15 protein-coding genes and 1 pseudogene are annotated in these 19,171 nt (G+C 62.8%); 8 read left to right on the forward strand and 8 right to left on the reverse strand.

Annotated features, from left to right (window positions below; all coding sequences use genetic code 11):
• Positions 1–3: 3 nt before the first annotated feature.
• Positions 4–951, reverse strand: coding sequence for a glucokinase (locus QM694_RS16220; protein WP_415007960.1), 948 nt, complete (start codon positions 949–951; stop codon positions 4–6).
• Positions 952–1,065: 114 nt separating this feature from the next.
• On the opposite strand from QM694_RS16220, the gene QM694_RS16225 reads away from it, so the two are divergent.
• Positions 1,066–2,649 carry a peptide chain release factor 3 gene (locus tag QM694_RS16225; protein WP_415007961.1) on the forward strand — a complete coding sequence of 528 codons (1,584 nt, stop codon included), beginning with the start codon at positions 1,066–1,068 and terminating at the stop codon, positions 2,647–2,649.
• Positions 2,650–2,653: 4 nt separating this feature from the next.
• Positions 2,654–3,373, forward strand: a complete 720-nt coding sequence (locus QM694_RS16230; protein WP_415007962.1) for a DUF599 domain-containing protein — start codon at positions 2,654–2,656, stop codon at positions 3,371–3,373.
• 2 nt (positions 3,374–3,375) lie between these two features.
• On the opposite strand, the gene eda is transcribed toward QM694_RS16230, so the two are convergent.
• From eda to zwf, 4 genes and pseudogenes are all read right to left on the reverse strand, one after another.
• Positions 3,376–4,014, reverse strand: a complete 639-nt coding sequence (eda, locus tag QM694_RS16235; protein WP_415007963.1) for a bifunctional 4-hydroxy-2-oxoglutarate aldolase/2-dehydro-3-deoxy-phosphogluconate aldolase — start codon at positions 4,012–4,014, stop codon at positions 3,376–3,378.
• Between the two features lies 1 nt (position 4,015).
• A pseudogene (gene edd, locus QM694_RS16240) lies at positions 4,016–5,831 on the reverse strand (phosphogluconate dehydratase).
• Positions 5,832–5,853: 22 nt separating this feature from the next.
• Positions 5,854–6,510: a 6-phosphogluconolactonase gene (gene pgl / locus QM694_RS16245; RefSeq protein WP_415007964.1), complete on the reverse strand. Its 657-nt coding sequence runs from the start codon at positions 6,508–6,510 to the stop codon at positions 5,854–5,856.
• Positions 6,507–7,985 carry a glucose-6-phosphate dehydrogenase gene (gene zwf, locus QM694_RS16250; RefSeq protein WP_415007965.1) on the reverse strand — a complete coding sequence of 493 codons (1,479 nt, stop codon included), beginning with the start codon at positions 7,983–7,985 and terminating at the stop codon, positions 6,507–6,509. The genes pgl and zwf overlap by 4 nt, the downstream gene beginning before the upstream one ends.
• A gap of 165 nt (positions 7,986–8,150) precedes the next feature.
• Between zwf and QM694_RS16255 the strand changes: the two genes are divergently transcribed.
• From QM694_RS16255 to QM694_RS16265, 3 genes are read left to right on the forward strand one after another with little or no spacing between them, the layout of a single operon-like run.
• Complete coding sequence (locus QM694_RS16255) at positions 8,151–9,074, forward strand: carbohydrate kinase family protein (protein ID WP_415007966.1); 924 nt, start codon at positions 8,151–8,153, stop codon at positions 9,072–9,074.
• Positions 9,061–11,541: an ATP-dependent helicase HrpB gene (gene hrpB / locus QM694_RS16260; RefSeq protein ID WP_415007967.1), complete on the forward strand. Its 2,481-nt coding sequence runs from the start codon at positions 9,061–9,063 to the stop codon at positions 11,539–11,541. Before QM694_RS16255 ends, hrpB begins: the two co-directional genes overlap by 14 nt.
• 49 nt (positions 11,542–11,590) lie before the next feature.
• On the forward strand, positions 11,591–12,091 hold the full coding sequence (locus QM694_RS16265; RefSeq protein ID WP_415007968.1) for a GNAT family N-acetyltransferase: 501 nt from the start codon (positions 11,591–11,593) through the stop codon (positions 12,089–12,091).
• A gap of 45 nt (positions 12,092–12,136) precedes the next feature.
• On the opposite strand, the gene QM694_RS16270 is transcribed toward QM694_RS16265, so the two are convergent.
• Positions 12,137–12,973, reverse strand: coding sequence for a hypothetical protein (locus QM694_RS16270; protein WP_415007969.1), 837 nt, complete (start codon positions 12,971–12,973; stop codon positions 12,137–12,139).
• Positions 12,974–13,426: 453 nt separating this feature from the next.
• Between QM694_RS16270 and lepA the strand changes: the two genes are divergently transcribed.
• Both lepA and QM694_RS16280 read left to right on the forward strand, forming a co-directional pair.
• The gene (gene lepA / locus QM694_RS16275; RefSeq protein WP_415007970.1) at positions 13,427–15,229 is read left to right on the forward strand and encodes a translation elongation factor 4; all 1,803 of its coding nucleotides are present in this window, start codon (positions 13,427–13,429) and stop codon (positions 15,227–15,229) included.
• The gene (locus QM694_RS16280) at positions 15,229–15,756 is read left to right on the forward strand and encodes a hypothetical protein (protein ID WP_415007971.1); all 528 of its coding nucleotides are present in this window, start codon (positions 15,229–15,231) and stop codon (positions 15,754–15,756) included. The genes lepA and QM694_RS16280 overlap by 1 nt, the downstream gene beginning before the upstream one ends.
• Here QM694_RS16280 and QM694_RS16285 read toward each other — a convergent pair.
• Complete coding sequence (locus QM694_RS16285) at positions 15,696–16,868, reverse strand: phosphatase PAP2 family protein (protein ID WP_415007972.1); 1,173 nt, start codon at positions 16,866–16,868, stop codon at positions 15,696–15,698. The genes QM694_RS16280 and QM694_RS16285 overlap by 61 nt on opposite strands.
• A gap of 71 nt (positions 16,869–16,939) precedes the next feature.
• Positions 16,940–18,088 carry a phosphatase PAP2 family protein gene (locus QM694_RS16290; RefSeq protein ID WP_415007973.1) on the reverse strand — a complete coding sequence of 383 codons (1,149 nt, stop codon included), beginning with the start codon at positions 18,086–18,088 and terminating at the stop codon, positions 16,940–16,942.
• Positions 18,089–18,213: 125 nt separating this feature from the next.
• Here QM694_RS16290 and mbfA point away from each other — a divergent pair, with 125 nt between their 5' ends.
• Complete coding sequence (gene mbfA / locus QM694_RS16295; RefSeq protein ID WP_415007974.1) at positions 18,214–19,170, forward strand: iron exporter MbfA; 957 nt, start codon at positions 18,214–18,216, stop codon at positions 19,168–19,170.
• Position 19,171: the final 1 nt, after the last annotated feature.

The following is a 19,171-nucleotide window of genomic DNA, read 5'->3' on the forward strand; positions in this document are numbered from 1 at the left end:
GTTTCACCTCATCGCGGCGATGGCCGCTGCACAGCCCTTGAAGGCGGGGAACTTGTCGACGATCACATAGACGGGAATGGGGCGCATGACATGGGCGATCTTGCCCTTCTCCTCGAAGATCCGGCGGAACGGGCCGGTCTGCAGCTTGCCGACCAGCGACGGCACGATGCCGCCCGCCAGATAAACGCCGCCCAGCGCCTGCATGGTCATCGCCGCATCGCCGGTGATGCGGGCCAGCCAGATGATGAACTGGTCGATGGTCTTCACCGCGTAAGGATCGGTTCCGGCGAGGCCCGCCTGCATGATCTGCTCGGGCGTGGTGAGCGTGGGTTGAGGGGCGATGGCATCATACATGCGCAAAATCCCGCCGCCGGTGATCGCATCCTCGGTTTCGGAGGGAACGCCGGGGCGGGTGATCTTCTCGCGCCAGTCGAATTCTTCCTGCGTGACGACGGGAAGGGTGATGTGGCCCACCTCGCCCGGCAGCGCCATCCAGCCGCCCTGCGGCAAGGGCGCAAGCGTTGCCATGCCAAGCCCGGTGCCGGGGCCGAGCACGATCTTGACTTGCGGGTGCGACGGGGTTTCGCCGCCGATCTGCACCACGTCATCAGGCCCCAGATGCGGCAGCGCCAGCGCCAGCGCCTCGAAATCATTGAGCAGACGGAATTGCGCCGCACCCGCAGCCTTGCGCAGGCTTTCGCGGGTGAAGCTCCAGTCGCGGTTGGTGAGGGTGATGACCTCGCTTTCGATCGGCCCTGCCACGTCGATGGCTGCCGCCGCGAGGCCGGTGAGGCCCTGCCCCTTCACATAATGGGCAATTGAATCTTCCAGCGAGGTAAATTCGTCGTTCTTGTGAACGTCGATGTTATGCACCTCGGTGGAGCCGGGCTCGACCAGTCCGAAGCGTGAATTCGTGCCGCCGATATCGCCGACCAGTGCCAGTTCCGCCATCGGACTCCCCTTTGCCTTCCAGTGCCACGGAAGCCCTTTGGGAGCAACTGATAGCTTTACGCATCCGCCAAACCCGTCTAGGGAAAGCCCAACAATTTCAATCCGGATAGACCCGTGACAAGCCCGCTCGAACAGGAAGTGGCGCGCAGGCGCACCTTCGCCATCATCTCCCACCCCGACGCCGGCAAGACGACGCTGACCGAAAAGCTGCTGCTGTTCGGCGGCGCCATCCAGCTGGCGGGGCAGGTGCGCGCCAAGGGCGACCGCCGCCGCACGCGTTCCGACTGGATGTCGATCGAGCGGGCGCGCGGCATCTCGGTGGTGACATCGGTGATGACTTTTGAATATGAGGGCGTGGTGTTCAACCTGCTCGACACGCCGGGGCATGAGGACTTTTCCGAGGACACCTACCGCACCCTCACCGCCGTCGATGCCGCCGTCATGGTGATCGACGCGGCCAAGGGCATCGAGGCGCGCACCCGCAAGCTGTTCGAGATTTGCCGCTTGCGTGACATCCCCATCATCACCTTCGTGAACAAGATGGACCGCGAGGCGCGCGACCCGCTGGACCTTCTGGACGAAATCGAGAAGGGGCTGGCCCTGAGCGTCGCGCCCATGGTGTGGCCGATCGGCCAGGGCCGCGATTTCGCCGGCACCTATGATCTCCAGAGCCCGCGCGTGAGGCGGTTGGAGCAGGACCCGGAAGGCGTTCCCGTCTCGGGCCCTGATGATCCGCTGATCGGCACCCTCATCAAGGGCGACACGCTGGCCAAGTGGCGCGACGAGATCGACCTCGTGAAGGATCTGTGCACCAGCTTCGACCGCCAGTCCTTCCTCGAAGGCCATCTGTCGCCGGTCTATTTCGGTTCGGCGCTGAAGAATTTTGGCGTGCGCGATCTGTTGCAGGCGCTGATCGCCTATGCCCCGCCGCCGCGCGACCAGCAGGCGGCGGGCCGCGTTGTCCATGCGACTGAGCCGAAGATGACCGGCATCGTGTTCAAGATCCAGGCGAACATGGACCCCAATCACCGGGACCGCATCGCCTTCATGCGGCTTGCTTCCGGCAAGCTGACGCGCGGCATGAAAGTGAAACTGGTGCGCACCGGCAAGACGGTGGCGCTGACCGCGCCGCAATTCTTCTTCGCCCAGGACCGTTCGATTGCCGATGAAGCCTTCGCGGGCGATGTGGTGGGCATTCCCAATCATGGGCTGCTCCGCATCGGCGATACGCTGACCGAAGGCGAGGATGTGGTGTTTACCGGCGTTCCAAGTTTTGCACCGGAAATCCTCAGGCGCGTGAAGCTGGGCGATCCCATGAAGGCTAAGAAGCTGCGCGAGGCGCTGGAGCAGCTGGCGGAAGAGGGCGTGGTGCAGCTGTTCCTGCCCGTCGATGGCTCGGCCGCCATCGTCGGCGTGGTGGGCGCGCTGCAGCTCGACGTGCTGGCTGATCGCCTCGCCAACGAATATGGCGTGCCCGTCTCCTTCGAGCCGACGCGCTATGAGGTGATGCGCTGGATTGCCGCCGATGACCGCAAGAAGCTCGAGGAATTCGTCGACGCCAACCGCTTCTCCATCGCCAATGACCTTGACGGCGATCCCGTCTTCATGGCGCAATCGGATTTCAGCCTGAACTACACGCTGGAACGGTCGCCCGATATCCGGGTGACCGAGATCAAGGAAATGCACCGCGCGAGGTGAAGGGATGCCGCCTGATCTGGGACTGCCGCAGGCCTTCGCCATCTGCCTGATCTTCGGCCTGTGGGGCTTCTATTCGGTGATCCTGCGCACCATTGGCAAGGGCTCGCTCAACAGCCAGCTTCATGTGGTGCGGCTGCAATGGCTGCGGATGCATGGCGACATCGGCCGCCGCTACCGCATGTTCGATGCGATCCTGCTGGGGCATATTTCCAATTCCATTTCCTTCTTCGGCTCCGCCACGCTGCTGGTGCTGGCGGGCCTCGTCGGCGCGCTGGTGAATGTGAACCACATCTATGAAACGGCGAGCGAACTGAAATTCGTCGACCGGATGAGTTCCGACCTGTTCACGATTTACTTTGCCGTGCTGGCCTTCATTCTGGGCTTCAGCTTCTTCGCTTTCACCTATGCGATGCGCAAGCTCTCCTACACCTTCGCGCTGCTGGGCGGATTGCAGGACGACACCGAAGACCCGGTGCTGTCGGGCGTGATGGTGGAGCAGGCGGCGATCGTGCTCACCGAAGCGGTGCGCTCCATCAACACCGGCATCCGTGGATTTTATTACGCCATCGCGGCGCTGTTCCTGTTCGCGGGGCCTTACTGGTGCATCGCGGCCACCATCGCCATCACCGGCCTTCTCTATTACCGGCAGATGTTCTCGGTGACGGCGCGCGCCATCGGCAAATATGTCGACGCGCTGGATGAACTCACCCATCCGCGCGGCTGAGATTACGCGAGCTTCGACGCCTCGCGCGCCAGGGCTTCGATGCCGGCCCAGTCCTTGGCGGCGATCAGCTTCTTGGGCGCCATCCATGAGCCGCCGAGCGTGATGACATTGGGGAGCTTCAGGTAGCTCGGTGCCGATTGCGGCGTGATGCCGCCTGTGGGGCAGAACATGATCTGCGGCAGGGGCGAGGCGAGCGATGAGAGATAGGCGACGCCGCCCGCCGGTTCGGCGGGGAAAAATTTCTGGAAGCGGTAGCCGCGTTCGAGAAGCGCCATGCATTCGGACGCCGTGACGCCGCCCGGCAGAAGCGGGACGGCTGAGTCCTGCGCCGCATCGAGAAGTTTTGGCGAGGAGCCGGGCGAGACGGCGAAGGCACAGCCCAGCTTCTCGCAAGCCGCAAGCTTCTGCGCATCGAGCACCGTGCCCGCACCGACAATCGCGCCTTCCACTTCGGCGATGATGGCGCGGATGCTGTCGAGGGCGGTGGGCGTCCTGAGCGTGATCTCGAGAACCGGCAAGCCGCCCTTGACCAGCGCGCGCGACAGGGGCACCGCATCGGCCTGATCGTCGATGACCATGACCGGCACCACGGGCGCGGCCTTGAGTGTTGCTTCAACGCCGTTCTGAACATCCCGTGTCATGTCACACCGCCTGGAAAATCGAAGCGCCCTGATCGGCGCGGCCTGCATTGGCGCGGAAGGCCGCGAACAATTCGCGCCCCGTGCCATCGTGATTGGAGGAGAGATCAATGCTCACCGGCGGCCTGAATGACAGATCGGCCTTGACTTCCAGCACGCCCTGATCGGCATCGAGGCGGATGATGTCGCCATCCCGCACACGCGCCAGAGGCCCGTCATCGGCGGCTTCAGGCGTTACATGAATGGCGGCGGGAATTCTTGCCCGATGCACCGGACATGCGGCCATCGGTGATGAGCGCCACCTTGAAGCCGCGGTCCTGCAGCACCGCCAGCGGCGGCGTGAGCCGGTGCAGCTCCGGCATGCCGGAGGCTTTCGGCCCCTGAAAGCGCACCACCGCCACCATGTCGCGGTTCAACTCACCGGCACGGAAGGCGACATGCAGTTCCTCCTGCGAATGGAAGATGCGCGCCGGTGCTTCGATCACATGGCGGTCGGCGGGAATGGACGACACCTTGATGACCGCGCGGCCGAGATTGCCGGTGAGCAGGTTGAGGCCGCCCGTGGCCTGAAAACCTTTCGATGCGCCGCGCAGCACCGCTTCGTCGCCCGATGTCGCGGGCGCATCCGCCCAGGCGAGCGACCCATCATCCGCGAGGCGCGGCTCCTGCAGATAGCTGGAGAGGCCCTGGCCCATCACCGTCGTCACGTCTTCGTGCAGGAGCCCGGCACCCAGAAGCTCGCGGATGAGGAAGCCCATGCCGCCCGCCGCGTGGAAGTGGTTCACGTCAGCCTTGCCATTGGGATAGACGCGCGACATGAGCGGCACCGCCTTCGAGAGCGCCGCGAGATCATCCCATGTCAGTGAAATGCCCGCCGCCGCCGACATGGCGATCAGGTGCATGGTGTGATTGGTGGAACCGCCGGTGGCCAGCAGGCCGACGACGCCGTTGACCACGGCCTTCTCGTCATAGATGCGCCCGATGGGCGTGTAGTTGTTGCCGAGTGCGGTGAGCGACAGCGCCTGTTTGGCCGAGGCGCGGGTGATCTCGTCGCGGAGCGGCGTGTTGGGATTGATGAAGGTGGCGCCCGGCAGATGCAGGCCCATGATCTCCATCAGCATCTGGTTGGTGTTGGCTGTGCCATAGAAGGTGCAGGTGCCGGGGCCGTGATAGCCTTTCGCTTCCGCATCGAGCAGCGCCTCTCGCCCGACCTTTCCTTCGGCGTGAAGCTGGCGGATCTTGCCCTTCTCATCATTGCCGAGACCGGTGGTCATCGGGCCGGCCGGAACGAACACCGCCGGCAGATGGCCGAAGGACAATGCGCCGATGATGAGGCCCGGCACGATCTTGTCGCAGACGCCCAGATAGACCGCGGCATCGAACATCTGGTGCGACAGCGCGACGGCGGTGGCGAGCGCAATCACGTCACGCGAGAACAGCGACAGGTCCATGCCCGTTTCGCCTTGCGTCACGCCATCGCACATGGCGGGAACGCCGCCCGCCACCTGCGCCGTGCCGCCCGCCTCGCGCGCCGCCTCCTTGATGATGTCAGGATAGACGCCATAGGGCTGGTGCGCCGAAAGCATGTCGTTGAAGGCCGTGACGATGGCGAGGTTTGGCCCCGAGCCATAGCGTAGCGCTTCCTTGTCATGCGGGCCGCAGGCGGCAAAGCCATGGGCGATGTTGGCGCAGCCCAGCGTCTTGCGCTTCGGCTGATGCGCGACGGCGCTCTCGATGCGATCCAAGTAGCGCTTCCGCGATGGCCTGCTGCGGGCGATGATGTCTTCGGTGACGGCGGAGATGGTTTCACGGACGGACATCGGCAAACTCCTAAGGGCCCGTTCAGGGGCACCAGTAGATCGAAACAGGTGACGGCGATCGCAGAACGGCGCGCACCGGCATATCGGGGACCGGGCCATCGGCCAGCGCCCGCTTCAGTGTATCGCGCTTTTCGTCTCCCTCAAGATGAAGGGCACGAAAGCCTGCGGCGAGCAGGACGGGCAGCGTATAGGTGAGCCGCGCCTCGCCCGACCCCGGTGCCGAGATGGCGATGATCTTTTGCGGTGTTGAGGGATCAATGGCTTCGGCGAGCGTATCGCCGCCGGGAAAGAACGACGCGGTGTGGCCGTCATTCCCCATGCCAAGCGTCACCACATCGAGGCGGGCAGGCATCTGATCCGCTGGCGTTCCGAACATCGGCACGAAGCGCGCTGCCGCGGCTTCGTTCTTCAGCAGATGCTCCTTGACGAGCTTCGCATTGGAGCGGTCGCTGGTATCGGGCACCTGCCGTTCATCTACCAGCGTGATGGTGACGTGATCCCACGCCAGCTTTTCCCCTGACAGCGCATCGAAGAACAGTTTCGGCGTGGTGCCGCCGGAGACCGCCAGCACGGCGGAGCCTGTGGCCGTGATGGCGCGCGTCAAGGCCGCTGCGACATCGCCTGCCAATGCGGTGGCGAGCGCCTGCCGGTCCGCGAAGTCATGTTCGGTTGCGATCACGCGACATCCTCATACCAGGTGCGGCCATCGCGCTCGATCATCGCCACCGCCGCCGAGGGCCCCCATGTACCTGCCGTGTAAGGCTTGGGCGGCTCGTTGGAGCCTTTCCACGCATCAAGGATCGGATCGATCCATTTCCACGCGGCTTCCACCTCGTCACGGCGCATGAACAGCGTCTGGCTGCCGCGCACCACATCCATGATGAGGCGCTCATAGGCATCGGGGTGACGGGCGGTGAAGGCCTTGGCGAAGCTCATGTCGAGCGGCACATGAGTGAGGCGCATGCCGCCGGGGCCGGGATCTTTGATCATCAGCCAGAGCTTCACGCCCTCATCGGGCTGCAGGCGCATCACCAGCCGGTTCGGCGTGATCGGCCCTGCCGTGACCTCGAACACCGAATAGGGAATGGGCTTGAAGGTGACGACGATTTCCGACTCGCGCTTCTCCAGCCGCTTGCCGGTGCGGAGATAGAAGGGCACGCCATTCCACCGCCAGTTGGAAATTTCCGCGCGGATGGCGACGAAAGTTTCGGTGGTGGAGTCGGAATTGCCCAATTCATCGAGATAGCCGGGCACCGCCACGCCGCCCGACGCGCCCGCCCGGTATTGCCCGCGCACCGTTGCGGAAGACACGGCCTCTCCGGTGATCGGCTTGAGCGATTTCAGCACCTTCAGCTTTTCATCGCGCACCGGATCGGAGGCGGTGGAGGCGGGAGGCTCCATGGCCGTCAAACAGACCAGCTGCAGGATGTGGTTCTGCACCATGTCGCGCAGCGCGCCCGCCGTATCATAATAGCCGGCGCGGCCTTCGACGCCCAGAGTTTCGGCCACGGTGATCTGCACATGATCGATGTGTGCGGAATTCCACAAAGGCTCGAACAGCGCATTGGCGAAGCGCAGTGCCATCAGGTTCTGCACGGTCTCCTTGCCGAGATAATGATCGATGCGGTAGATCGACTGTTCCGGAAAAACCTTGCCGATCTCATCGTTGATGGCCCTGGCCGACTCGCCCGATTTGCCAAGCGGCTTTTCGATCACCACCCGCGCCTTGGGGGTCACCAGCTTGTGCGCGCCAATACGGTCGCAGATCGAGCCGAACAGATCGGGGCCGACGGCGAGATAGAACACCCGGATGCGATCCGGGTTAGGCGCCAAGATTTTTTCCAGATCCGCCCATCCCGTTTCCGACGCGGCATCGACGGCCACATAGTCGAAACGCTCGAGGAAGGGCTTGATGAAAACGGGATTGCGCTCTTCCGCCGGAACATAGGTTTCAATCGCCGACAGCACGAAGGCGCGGAAGGCATCGCGCGACATGGGCTTGCGCGACGTGCCGATGATGCGCGCGCCCGGCGGGATCTGTCCGTCGGCATCGCGGTGATAGAGGGCGGGCAGCAATTTGCGCTGCGACAGGTCTCCGGTGGCGCCGAACACGACGAGATCGAAAACATCGACGGGAATGATGCGGGTGGTCATGACAAATCCTCGTAGGCGGCCTCTGATGTGCGCCCCTCAATAACCCTGATTTACGGCCATGCAAGCACCTTGGCAATAATTCAAGCAGCATGATTTATTGCCATTGGGGCGGATTTGCGCCATAGATCGGCATAACAACTCTGCAAAATCGCAAGGGGAGGCGCCATGATTGTCTGCTGCGGCGAGGCATTGATCGATTTCCTGCCCCGCACCACCGCCGATGGCCTGGCCTGCTACCAGCCCTTCAACGGCGGCTCGATCTTCAACACGGCGATTGCGCTGGGGCGGCTGGGACAGGCGACGGGCTTCTTCACCGGCCTCTCCACCGACTTTTTCGGCGACAGCCTGCGCGAGGGGCTGAAGGCCAGCAAGGTGAGCCTTAAATATGTGAAGACATGGGACAAGCCCTCGACGCTGGCCTTCGTCAAGCTCGAGAACGGCCATGCCCGCTATTCCTTCTTCGATGACAATTCCGCCGGCCGCATGCTGACGAAAAAGGATTTGCCGAAGCTGGCGAAAGACGTGACGGCGCTGCATTTCGGCTCCTTCTCGCTGAGCCCCGAGCCCGGCGGATCAACGCTGGAGGCGCTGATGAAGCGCGAGGCAAAGACCCGGGTGATCTGCCTCGATCCCAACATCAGGCCGTCGATCATCGGCCCCCGCCGCACCTATCTTCAGCGCCTGAGCCGCCTGATCGCCATGGCCGACATCCTCAAGATTTCGGACGAGGACATTGCCTGGATCACCGGCAAGAAAGATGTGAAAGCCGCCGCGAAGAAATGGCTGAAGGCGGGGGCGAAGATCGTCGTCGTCACCAAAGGGGGCGAAGGGGCGGAAGCCTTCACGCCGCGATTCTCCATCGCCATTCCGCCGGTGACGGTAAAGGTGGCCGATACGGTGGGGGCGGGCGATACGTTCACAGCGGGGTTTCTGGCGCATCTCGAAAAGACGAAGTTGCTCTCCAAGGCGAAGCTGATGGCGATCGGCGAGGACGAGCTTCGCGCCGCATTGTCTTTTGCCGCGCGCGCCGCCGCCGTCACCGTGTCGCGTCCCGGGGCCGATCCGCCCTGGGCGCATGAGCTTGCTTGACAAGCGGGCGCGCAATCCTGAACCAGTGCGCGCCATGGACTATCCCGTTGACCGCGTCATTCCCGATCTCGCCGCCGCATTGGCGGAGAAGCCCTCAGCCCTGCTGGTGGCCGAGCCGGGGGCGGGCAAGACCACGCGGGTGCCACTGAAACTTCTCGATCAGCCGTGGCTGGAAGGCCGCAAGATTGTCATGCTGGAGCCGCGCCGCCTGGCTGCTCGCGCCTCAGCCCATCGCATGGCGGACACGCTAGGCGAGGAGATCGGCCAGACCGTTGGTTATACGGTGCGGCTCGAGCGCAGGGTGTCGAACGCCACCCGCATCGAGGTGGTGACCGAGGGCATCCTCACCCGCAGGCTTCAGACTGATCCGGAGCTTTCCGATACCGGCCTGCTGATTTTCGACGAGTTTCACGAACGCTCGCTCGACGGCGATCTGGGTCTGGCGCTCAGCCGTGACATTCAGCGGGGCTTGAGGCCCGATCTCCGTATCCTGCTGATGTCGGCAACGCTCGATGCGCAGCGTGTGTCGGCCCACCTTGGCAATGCGCCGGTGATCGATGCGCCGGGCCGCGTCTTTCCCGTCGAGACGCGCTATCTCGCCAAGGCCCAGCGCCAGACCATCGCGCCGGATGCGGCGCGCGCCGTTCAAACCGCACTGGCGGAAACGGAGCAGAGCATCCTCGTCTTCCTGCCGGGCGAGTCGGAAATCCGCCGCACCGCGGAAATGTTGAACGACGCGGCGCTGCCCGTTAGTGTCGTGGTGCGGCCGCTCTATGGCGCCATGGGCTTTGCCGAACAGGATGCGGCGATCAGGCCGTCGCCCACAGGCGAACGCAAGATCGTGCTGGCCACCACCATCGCCGAGACGAGCCTCACCATTGATGGCATCGGCGCGGTCGTCGATACCGGCTTCAAGCGAAGCCCGCGCTTTGATCCGGCCACCGGCATGACGGCATTGGAAACCATCCGCGTGTCGCTTGCCTCCGCCGACCAGCGCCGGGGCCGCGCGGGCCGTTTGGGGCCGGGCGTCTGTTATCGTTTGTGGCCCGAGGCCGAGACGCGCGCTCTCGTGCCGCATGACCCGCCGGAAATCCTCACCGCCGATCTGGCGCCGCTGGTGCTGGAACTCGCGGCCTGGGGCATCACCGATGGGAAGGCGCTGGACTGGCTCGACCCGCCGCCCTCAGCCCCCTTCGCGCAGGCCGGCGATGTGCTGAAACGCCTGGAAGCGATCGACGCGCAAGGCCGGATCACCGCGCCGGGCCGCGCCATGGTGAAGCTGCCGCTGCATCCCCGCCTCGCCCACATGGTGGTGCGCGGCAAAAGCGAACTGGCGGCGGAACTGGCGGCCCTTCTCTCCGAGCGTGACGGCCTGCCGCGCTCGGCGGGCGTCGATCTCACGCAGCGGCTGTCATTGGTGAGAGGCGCGGCGCGCGACCGCATCCGCGCCACGGCGAAGCAGATCCGCCAGATTGCGGGCATCAAAGGCGAGGCGGAGGACGTCTCCACCGGGCTGCTGGTGGCTTTCGCCTGGCCTGATCGCATCGCCCAGCGGCGGGGCGGCGGCGGGCGCTATCGCATGGCGGGCGGTGGCGGCGCGGTGCTGCCCGAGCATGACGCGCTGGCGGTTCAGGACTGGCTGGCCATCGCCACCACCGATGGCGCAACGGGCGACCAGAAAATCTTTCTCGCAGCACCCTTGAGCCTGCGCGAGATCGAGGAGAATTTCGCAAGCGACATCGAGACGCGCGAGCAGGTGGCATGGGACCAGCGCAGCAGCGCGGTGATCGCATCGCGGAAGCGCCTGCTGGGCGCGCTGGTGCTGGAGGAAAAGCCGATCGCCAAAGCCGATCCCGAAGCCATGGCGGCGGCGATGGCCGAGGGCGTTGCGGCCATGGGCCTGCAAAGCCTTCCGTGGACGGAGGGATCGAAGGGTTTCCGCGCCCGCGTGATGTTTCTGCGCCGCCTGCGCCCGGAAGAGGGCTGGCCCGATCTTTCCGATGAGGCGCTGCTCGCCTCGCTGGGCGATTGGCTCACGCCCTATCTGGCGGGCATCACCCGCAAGGCGCATCTCGAGCGGCTGGACATGCTGGCGATCCTGCAGGCCATGGCGCCGCATGATCTGATCCGCCGCATGGACAGGCTGGCGCCGCAGCGCGTCGAGGTGCCGTCGGGCGCCGATGTGCGGATCGACTATGAGACGGAGGGCGATCCGGTGCTGCGCGTGCGCCTGCAGGAAATGTTCGGCCTCGCGGCGACGCCCGCCATCGCCGATGGCCGGAGCCCGCTCCGCATCGAACTCCTGTCACCCGCCGGCCGCCCGCTCGCCGTCACCCAGTCGCTCGAGACCTTCTGGACCAACGCCTACCCGTCCGTCCGCGCCGACATGCGCGGCCGCTATCCCAAACATTCCTGGCCCGAAGACCCGCTCAACACCGCCCCGGTGAAGCCACGGAGGCTGCGGTAGGTCGCGGCTGGCGTTGTGAATCACCCGCCGCTGCGCCAAACATGTCCGCATGATCATCCGCCCGGAAACACCCTCGGACATTTCGCCCATTCGCGCGCTCACCGAAGAGGCCTTCAGGGATGCGCCGCACAGCAGCCAGACCGAGGGCGCGATTGTCGATGCCTTGCGGCAGGCGGGCGCGCTCACGCTGTCGCTCGTCGCCGAACGGGAGGGCGCGGTGATCGGCCATGTGGCGTTCTCGCCGGTGCTGATCGACGGCAGGGAACCGGGATGGTTCGGGCTGGGGCCTGTTTCCGTGTCACCCGCCTTGCAGCGCCGCGGCACCGGCACCGCATTGATTGCGGAAGGCCTGCGACGGCTTGAACGGATGGGTGCGAAGGGATGCGTCGTGCTGGGCGATCCGGGTTTATACCGCCGCTTCGGCTTCACCAGCGATCATGCCCTGCGCTACGGCGATGTTCCGCCGCACTATTTCCAGTCTCGGTGTTGGTCCGGCGCGCCTGTGACGGGCGAAGTGACCTATCACAAGGGCTTCGAGGCGATCAGGTAAGACGTCCTCGCCCCGCTCGCGCGGAGGGAAGACGAAAAGGCGCAATTACTTTTGGCTCTCCGGCGCGGAGGCCAGCACCATCACCGATCCGAGAATTCGCCGCCCCAGCCCTTCCGTGAGATGCGCCACCGCGATGGCGGGGAGGATGAGGGTGAAAAACAGCAGAGGGAGATTGAGCAGGTAGGCGAGGAAAGAAAAGATCAGCGCCGCACGCGGCATGGATATCATTGCGCTGAGTAGCCCATGTTTTATGCCGGAAACCAAATAGTTATAAGCCATGTTTCCGCAAATGACGATCAGCAGCAGCAGCGCCGCGAGCATCAGGAGAGCGGGCAGGCTGTCGCGGACCATGCGCCAAGCGCTTTTTATCTCCACGCGTTCCAGCAGCGCGATTGGACCTGTAAGTGGATAGAGAACTCCCATTGCGATGCTGGCAAAGGCAAACTGTGTGATGTCGGTGAGCAGGACATCATAGTATTTGGTATTTAAGGCTCCGCCCGTTGCGAACACCGCCAATTGGAAAGCGGTGTCGAAAGTCATATAGAGATAGAGCGTAATATAGAGCGGAACGAGGATGAGCGATACATGCCCTACCGCGCGCAATGCGATGCGGCGCGGATCGAGCGGCGGGTCTTTATCGAGGTCAAGATAGCGCACGATTCCGACGAGAGTGACGGACGCTAGAAAGCCCATCAAAAGTCCGGGGAACAGAAAAATGCCAAGCTCTGGAAAACTGCTCATGAGAGGCAGGACAGCCCACGGAAACACCACGAATATGAGCGCAGGCCAGGCGAAGGCCTTGAGCAGCGGGACGGGATATTTCACCACTGTCTGGAAAATGATTTTGGTGAGGGGAATCACGTTGTGAAGGGGAAGCCGCATGGCGGGCTTCTAGCGGGGATGGGCGCGGTTTTCCAACCCTGGTCTTTTTGCTCTCTACCATCCGTCATTCTGACGCAAGTCAGAATCCCGCTTCAACCGCCAGAAAGCGGGACCCTGACTGTCGTCAGGGTGACGTGAGAGAAGGAGCGTTGTTCAGCCGGGAGTTGGCAGGATGATCCCATACCCGGCCGCCCCCGCAACGGGGAGAGGGAGATGAATTGAAACCCCTTCACCTGTCACACCGGCGAACGCCGGTGCCCAGTCTTGGCCAACGGTGTGCAGATTGAAAGTCTGGGTCCCGGCTTACCGCCGGGATGACAGGTGAGAGAACACGTTTCTCTGATCCCACACCCCGCCGCTCCACCTCGTCTTTCCCGAAACGGGTGGAGGGGGATGTCTCCATTTCCCCTCCGCTTGACCTTGCCGGGATGCCCCGCCATACACCGCGGCGACATGATTGATACCGCCCATATCCGCAATTTCTCCATCATCGCCCATATCGACCACGGGAAATCCACCCTGGCCGACCGGCTGATCCAGATGACCGGCGCCGTCTCCGACCGCGAGATGGTGGACCAGATCCTCGACTCCATGGACATCGAGCGCGAGCGCGGCATCACCATCAAGGCCAACACCGTGCGCCTCGACTACACGGCGAGGAACGGCGAAAAATATGTGCTGAACCTCATCGACACGCCGGGCCATGTGGACTTCGCCTATGAGGTCTCCCGCTCGCTGGCCGCCTGCGAAGGGGCGCTGCTCGTCGTTGACGCCTCGCAAGGCGTGGAAGCCCAGACGCTGGCCAATGTCTATCAGGCCATCAACAACAATCTCGAGATCGTGCCCGTTCTCAACAAGGTGGACCTGCCCGCCGCCGATGCCGACCGCGTGCGCCAGCAGATCGAGGATGTGATTGGCATCGATGCGTCCGATGCGATTCCCATTTCTGCCAAGACGGGCGTGGGCGTGCCGGAGGTGCTGGAAGCCATCGTCAATCGCCTGCCGCCGCCCAAGGGTGATCGCAATGCACCGCTGAAGGCGCTGCTGGTCGACAGCTGGTATGACCCCTATCTCGGCGTCGTCGTGCTGGTGCGGATCGTCGATGGCGTGATGAAGAAGGGCCAGAAGGTGCGGCTCGTCTCCACCAATGCCGTCTATCAGCTTGACCGCGTGGGCGTGTCGCGCCCCAAGAAGGAAATGATCGACGAACTGGGGCCGGGCGAGATCGGCTTCTTCACCGCCTCCATCAAGCAGGTGGCCGACACGCGCGTCGGCGACACGGTGGTGGACGAGAAGAACATGAGCGTGACGCCGCTGCCCGGTTTCCGCCCGGCGCAATCGGTGGTATTCGCGGGCTTCTTCCCCGTCGATGCGGCGCGCTTCGAGGATCTGCGCGACGCCATGGGGAAGCTGAGGCTCAATGATGCGAGCTTCTCCTTCGACATGGAAACCTCGGCCGCTCTGGGCTTCGGCTTCCGCTGCGGGTTCCTCGGCCTTCTTCATCTCGAGATCATCCGCGAGCGGCTGGAGCGCGAGTTCAACCTCGACATCATCACCACGGCGCCATCCGTCATCTACAAGGTGAATCTGCGCGACGGCACGCAGATCGAACTGCACAACCCGGTTGACCTTCCCGACCAGACGCTGATCCTGTCGATCGAGGAACCGTGGATCGAGGCCACCATCCTGGTGCCCGACGATTATCTGGGTTCGATCCTGAAGCTGTGCGAGGACCGCCGCGGGCGGCAGAAGCAGCTCACCTATGCGGGCGCGCGCGCCATGCTGGTCTATGAGTTGCCGCTCAACGAAGTGGTGTTCGATTTCTATGACCGGCTCAAATCCGTGTCGCGCGGCTATGCCTCCTTCGACTACAAGATGCTGGATTACGAGGAGGGCGACCTGGTGCGCCTGCAGATTCTCGTCAATGCCGAGCCCGTGGATGCGCTGGCGATGATCGTGCACCGGGGACGGGCCGAGCAGCGCGGCCGTGTGATGTGCGAGAAGCTGAAGGAGCTGATCCCCCGCCACATGTTCCAGATTCCCATCCAGGCGGCGATTGGCGGCAAGATCGTGGCGCGCGAAACGCTCTCCGCCATGCGGAAGGACGTGACGGCCAAATGCTATGGCGGCGACATCAGCCGCAAGCGCAAGCTGCTCGACAAGCAGAAGGAAGGCAAGAAGAAGATGCGCCAGTTCGGCAAGGTGGAGATTCCGCAGGAAGCCTTCATCTCCGCCCTCAAGATGGACGAGAACTGATGCGCGCCGCGTGGGTCCTCTGTGCACTGACGATGCTGGCTTTGCCGGCAATCGCCCAGGAGCAGGAGGACCACGCGGCCAAGTTTGCCGCCGTTCAGGGCGGCGCTGTCTATGACGAGATGGATGGCGTGGACGGCAGCCTCGTTTCGGAGAATTTCATCCTCACGCATCTCACTTGCAGCAAAGGCTCCAGCAAAATCCGCCTGCTGATGCCGGTGGGCAAGGACGGCGCGGGGCAGGATGACAGCACGCTGGTGGAGAAGGCGGGCCAATGGCGCATCACCATCAAGGCCTATGGCAAGCGCTATCCCAAGGACGTGACCTTCAAGCCGGTGAAGGACGGCCGCTCGCTCTACAATGAGCAGGCGGAAATCACCGTGACGGTGGGCGATCCTTTGTGGCGGGCGTTGCTCGACCGCAAGGACTATACGTTCTGGGCCATGAACGGCAGCGCCGGCACCAATGTCTATATCGCGGGTGGTGCGGAGTTCGAGAAGTTCCGCAAAGCCTGCGGCATCAGGGGCTGATTCTCGCCAGAAATTCCCGCAGCGGCGCGCAGCTTACGGTCCCAACGTACAAGCACCCCCGCCGCCCACCAGCCCAATCCCGCAACAGCGGCTCCGGCGTAGCCATCGATGGCATAATGCCAGCCCAAATGGATCGAGCCGATGAAAATCAACAATGCAAAACATGAGAGTGCCCAGCCCAACTTGCGATAACCGGACGCAAAGCCAAGCAGTACAAACAGGATCGATGTGCCAACATGCATGGATGGCATGGCGGTAATTCCATTGACCAATCCATTTCCGCTTTCATAACTGGCCCAAAGCTTATCCATCACGTTAAGTGACCATATGCGAATTTCACCATTCGCTGTTTGGAGCCAGGTCATCAGTGGCGCGTACGGGTCTTCACCTGAAATAAGACGTCCGTAAAAGCAGGGGCCTACCGAAGAAAAGATAGTGCCAAGGACACAGGTTCCGAGAAACCAAGTAAGTGTGAATCCCAGAAGAAATCGCTGGCGGAGTTCAGTATCCCGCGAGCCGAAACCTTGCCAGAACCAGCACGCAAACATCACAAAGAACCATGCATTGTAATTAACATTCAGAAGAAATGTGATCCACGTATGATTCAGAACTGGCGCCACCCACTCATACGGATGAGAACCAAAATGCAAGTAGCGATCAGCGGGCGAGAAAATTGGATCCCAGGAAAAAGGGTTAGCGAGCGGAATGGCGCGTCTGATGAAGGTGTAACCCGACATGTAAATGGTCATGAACACGGCAGCATGAAGCCCGTTTGCGACCCTGATGGGTGCGAAATAGTCGTTCCGCAATTTGGCGCTCAGCGCGGCCATGACGCTGCCCCGATAACCACTGCGCGCTAGACGGATCATTTCCGCCGCGAGTCCGCCTAGAACCATGATCATCAGCACGATGAGAACCGGCCCGGTGAACAGCATCACCATCTGAAGGTCGAGCGGCAATCCAACTATTCTCAATTCGAGAACTGCCGCCATCAGAACAATCAGCGCGAAGAGATAAAGGAGGGCATGGACCCGGAACCCATCTCGCAACGCGTGTGCAAGCTGCCGCGCGTAAGTGGAAGGACCGTGGATGGAAAGATCATGATTATTCATGACTTAGCCCTATCAAAACTGCACTAACAAATTGCTGATGAAGCAGAAAGGGACGCCGCCCCCACCAATGTCTATATCGCCGGGGGCGGTGGGTTCGAGAAATTCCGCATGGCCTGCGGCTTCAGAGGCTGAGGCTTCACCCACCAACCGGCGAGCGTCCAGACGATGAGCGCAATGGCCGCGCCCGCATAGCCATCCACCGCATAATGCCAGCCGAGCACCACAGAGCCTGTGAAGATAAGCAACGCGAAAATTGCGGTGAACCACACCAGCCAGCGTATCCCTGAGCCAATGGCGCAGAGCAAAAACAGCACGGCTGTCGCCACATGCATGGACGGCATGGCGGACACGCCCTCAATGTCGCCATGGCCGCTCGTGTAGCTCTGCCACAGCAGCTCCTGCGTGGGGACGGCCCAGACGGGATAGATCGTGTTGGCGTGATGAAGCTCTGCCAGAAGCCCCGCATAGGGATCTGGCCCCTGCACCGCCAGGCCATAGAAGCAGGGACCGGCGGAGGACAGGAGCGTTCCGAGCAGGCAGGTTCCGAGAACCCATGTCAGCATGTAGGAGAGCAGGAAGCGCTGCCGCAAAAGAGTGTCTCTCTTGCGGAAGCCTTGCCAGAAAAAGAACACCGTGAGGACGACAAACCAGAAATTGTAGACGAGGTTCAGGAAAAAGATCGCCAGCGGGCTGGCCAGCAGTGGCGACAGGATCTCATGAGGAAGGACTCCGAAATGAAGGACCCTGTCGAGCGAGGAGAGAGCCGGATCCCACGCGAAGGGAACGGCAAGCGGAATGTTCTTCTTGATGGTCAGGAAGCCGACGAAAAGAATATTCACGGCCACGATGGAATGGAGTGTGTTGGAAATGCGCTCCGGGGCGAGAATGTCGTCAAGGAGGCGGTCTTTTATGGCCTTTACGGCACTGCCGCGATACCCTGTCCACCACAGCCGTACGAGATCCCCGGCCAGCCAGATGCTGATGATCAGGTACAGGAAAGCGAATGTTGTGCCGCTGAGCATGCCCACCAGCCCTAACGACAGGGGAGCGCCCAGCCACGCGCTTTCCGCCAGGCCGGCGCAATAGGTCGCGATTGCCAGAAGGTAAAGGGTACCATGGCTATAGACACCGAACCAGACCGCATTGCCGATGGCCTTGAGCCGCGCGCCCATGTGCCCGGCCAAATGATCATTCAAGTCGGGAAAAGCAATATTGGTCATGAGTTTCCTCGCGAAGGGGGATAGTATCCCCCGGAGAGCCTTAAGGGCGGGTTGAAGCGGCCGTTCAACTGCCGTTGAATCGCGGATTGAACCTGTTTTCAGGAAGGAGATGGGCGGGAGAGTCCATGAAAAGCTTTGCCGAACTGACAGAACGCGAATTGCTGGCGCTGGCCATTGCCAGCGAGGATGAAGACGCGCGCGCTTATGCGGGCTTCGGTCATGCTCTTCTGGAAAACTTCCCCGCTTCCGCCGCCGTTTTTGCCGAAATGGCCGAGGAGGAGCATGAACACCGCCGCTGGCTGACCGACCTCTACCAGAAGAGGTTTGGCGATTTCATTCCGCTGATCCGCCGTGCCGATATCAAGGGCTTCGTGAAGCATAAACCCGCCTGGGCCATCGCGCCGATGAACATCGCCGAAATGCGCCAGCGCGCCGAGGTGATCGAACTTGAAAACTACCGCTTCTACAAGCAGGCGGCGGCGCGCGCCATGGACCCCGCGATCAAGGCGCTGTTGCTGAAGCTGGCCGAGGCCGAAAAGACGCATGAATCACGCGCCGCCCAGCTTGGCGACAGGCTGGTGCCCGCCGACGTGAAGATCGAGGAGGGCGACGCGAAGGAGCGCCTGTTCCTGCTTGAGGTGGTGCAGCCTGGCCTCGTGGGGCTGATGGATGGCTCTGTCTCCACATTGGCGCCGCTGTTCGCCGCCGCCTTCGCCACGCAGAACACCTGGGAGACATTTCTGGTCGGCATTGCCGCATCGGTGGGTGCTGGTATCTCCATGGGGTTCGCCGAAGGCTTGTCCGATGACGGCAAGCTGACCGGGCGCGGCCGACCGGTCATCCGTGGGCTGGCTTCAGGCATCATGACGGCGGTTGGGGGATTGGGCCACACGCTTCCCTATCTGATCCCCGACTTCAACGTGGCGACCTGGATTGCCGTGGCGGTGGTCTTCATCGAACTCTGGGTGATCGCCTGGGTGCGTTATAAATTCATGGACACGCCCTTCATCAAGGCGGCGCTGCAGATTGCCTTGGGCGGCCTGCTGGTGTTCCTGACCGGCGTGCTGATCGGCAGTGCCTAGC

The organism is Aestuariivirga sp., from assembly GCF_047602625.1.
Classification (GTDB): Bacteria; Pseudomonadota; Alphaproteobacteria; order Rhizobiales; family Aestuariivirgaceae; genus Aestuariivirga.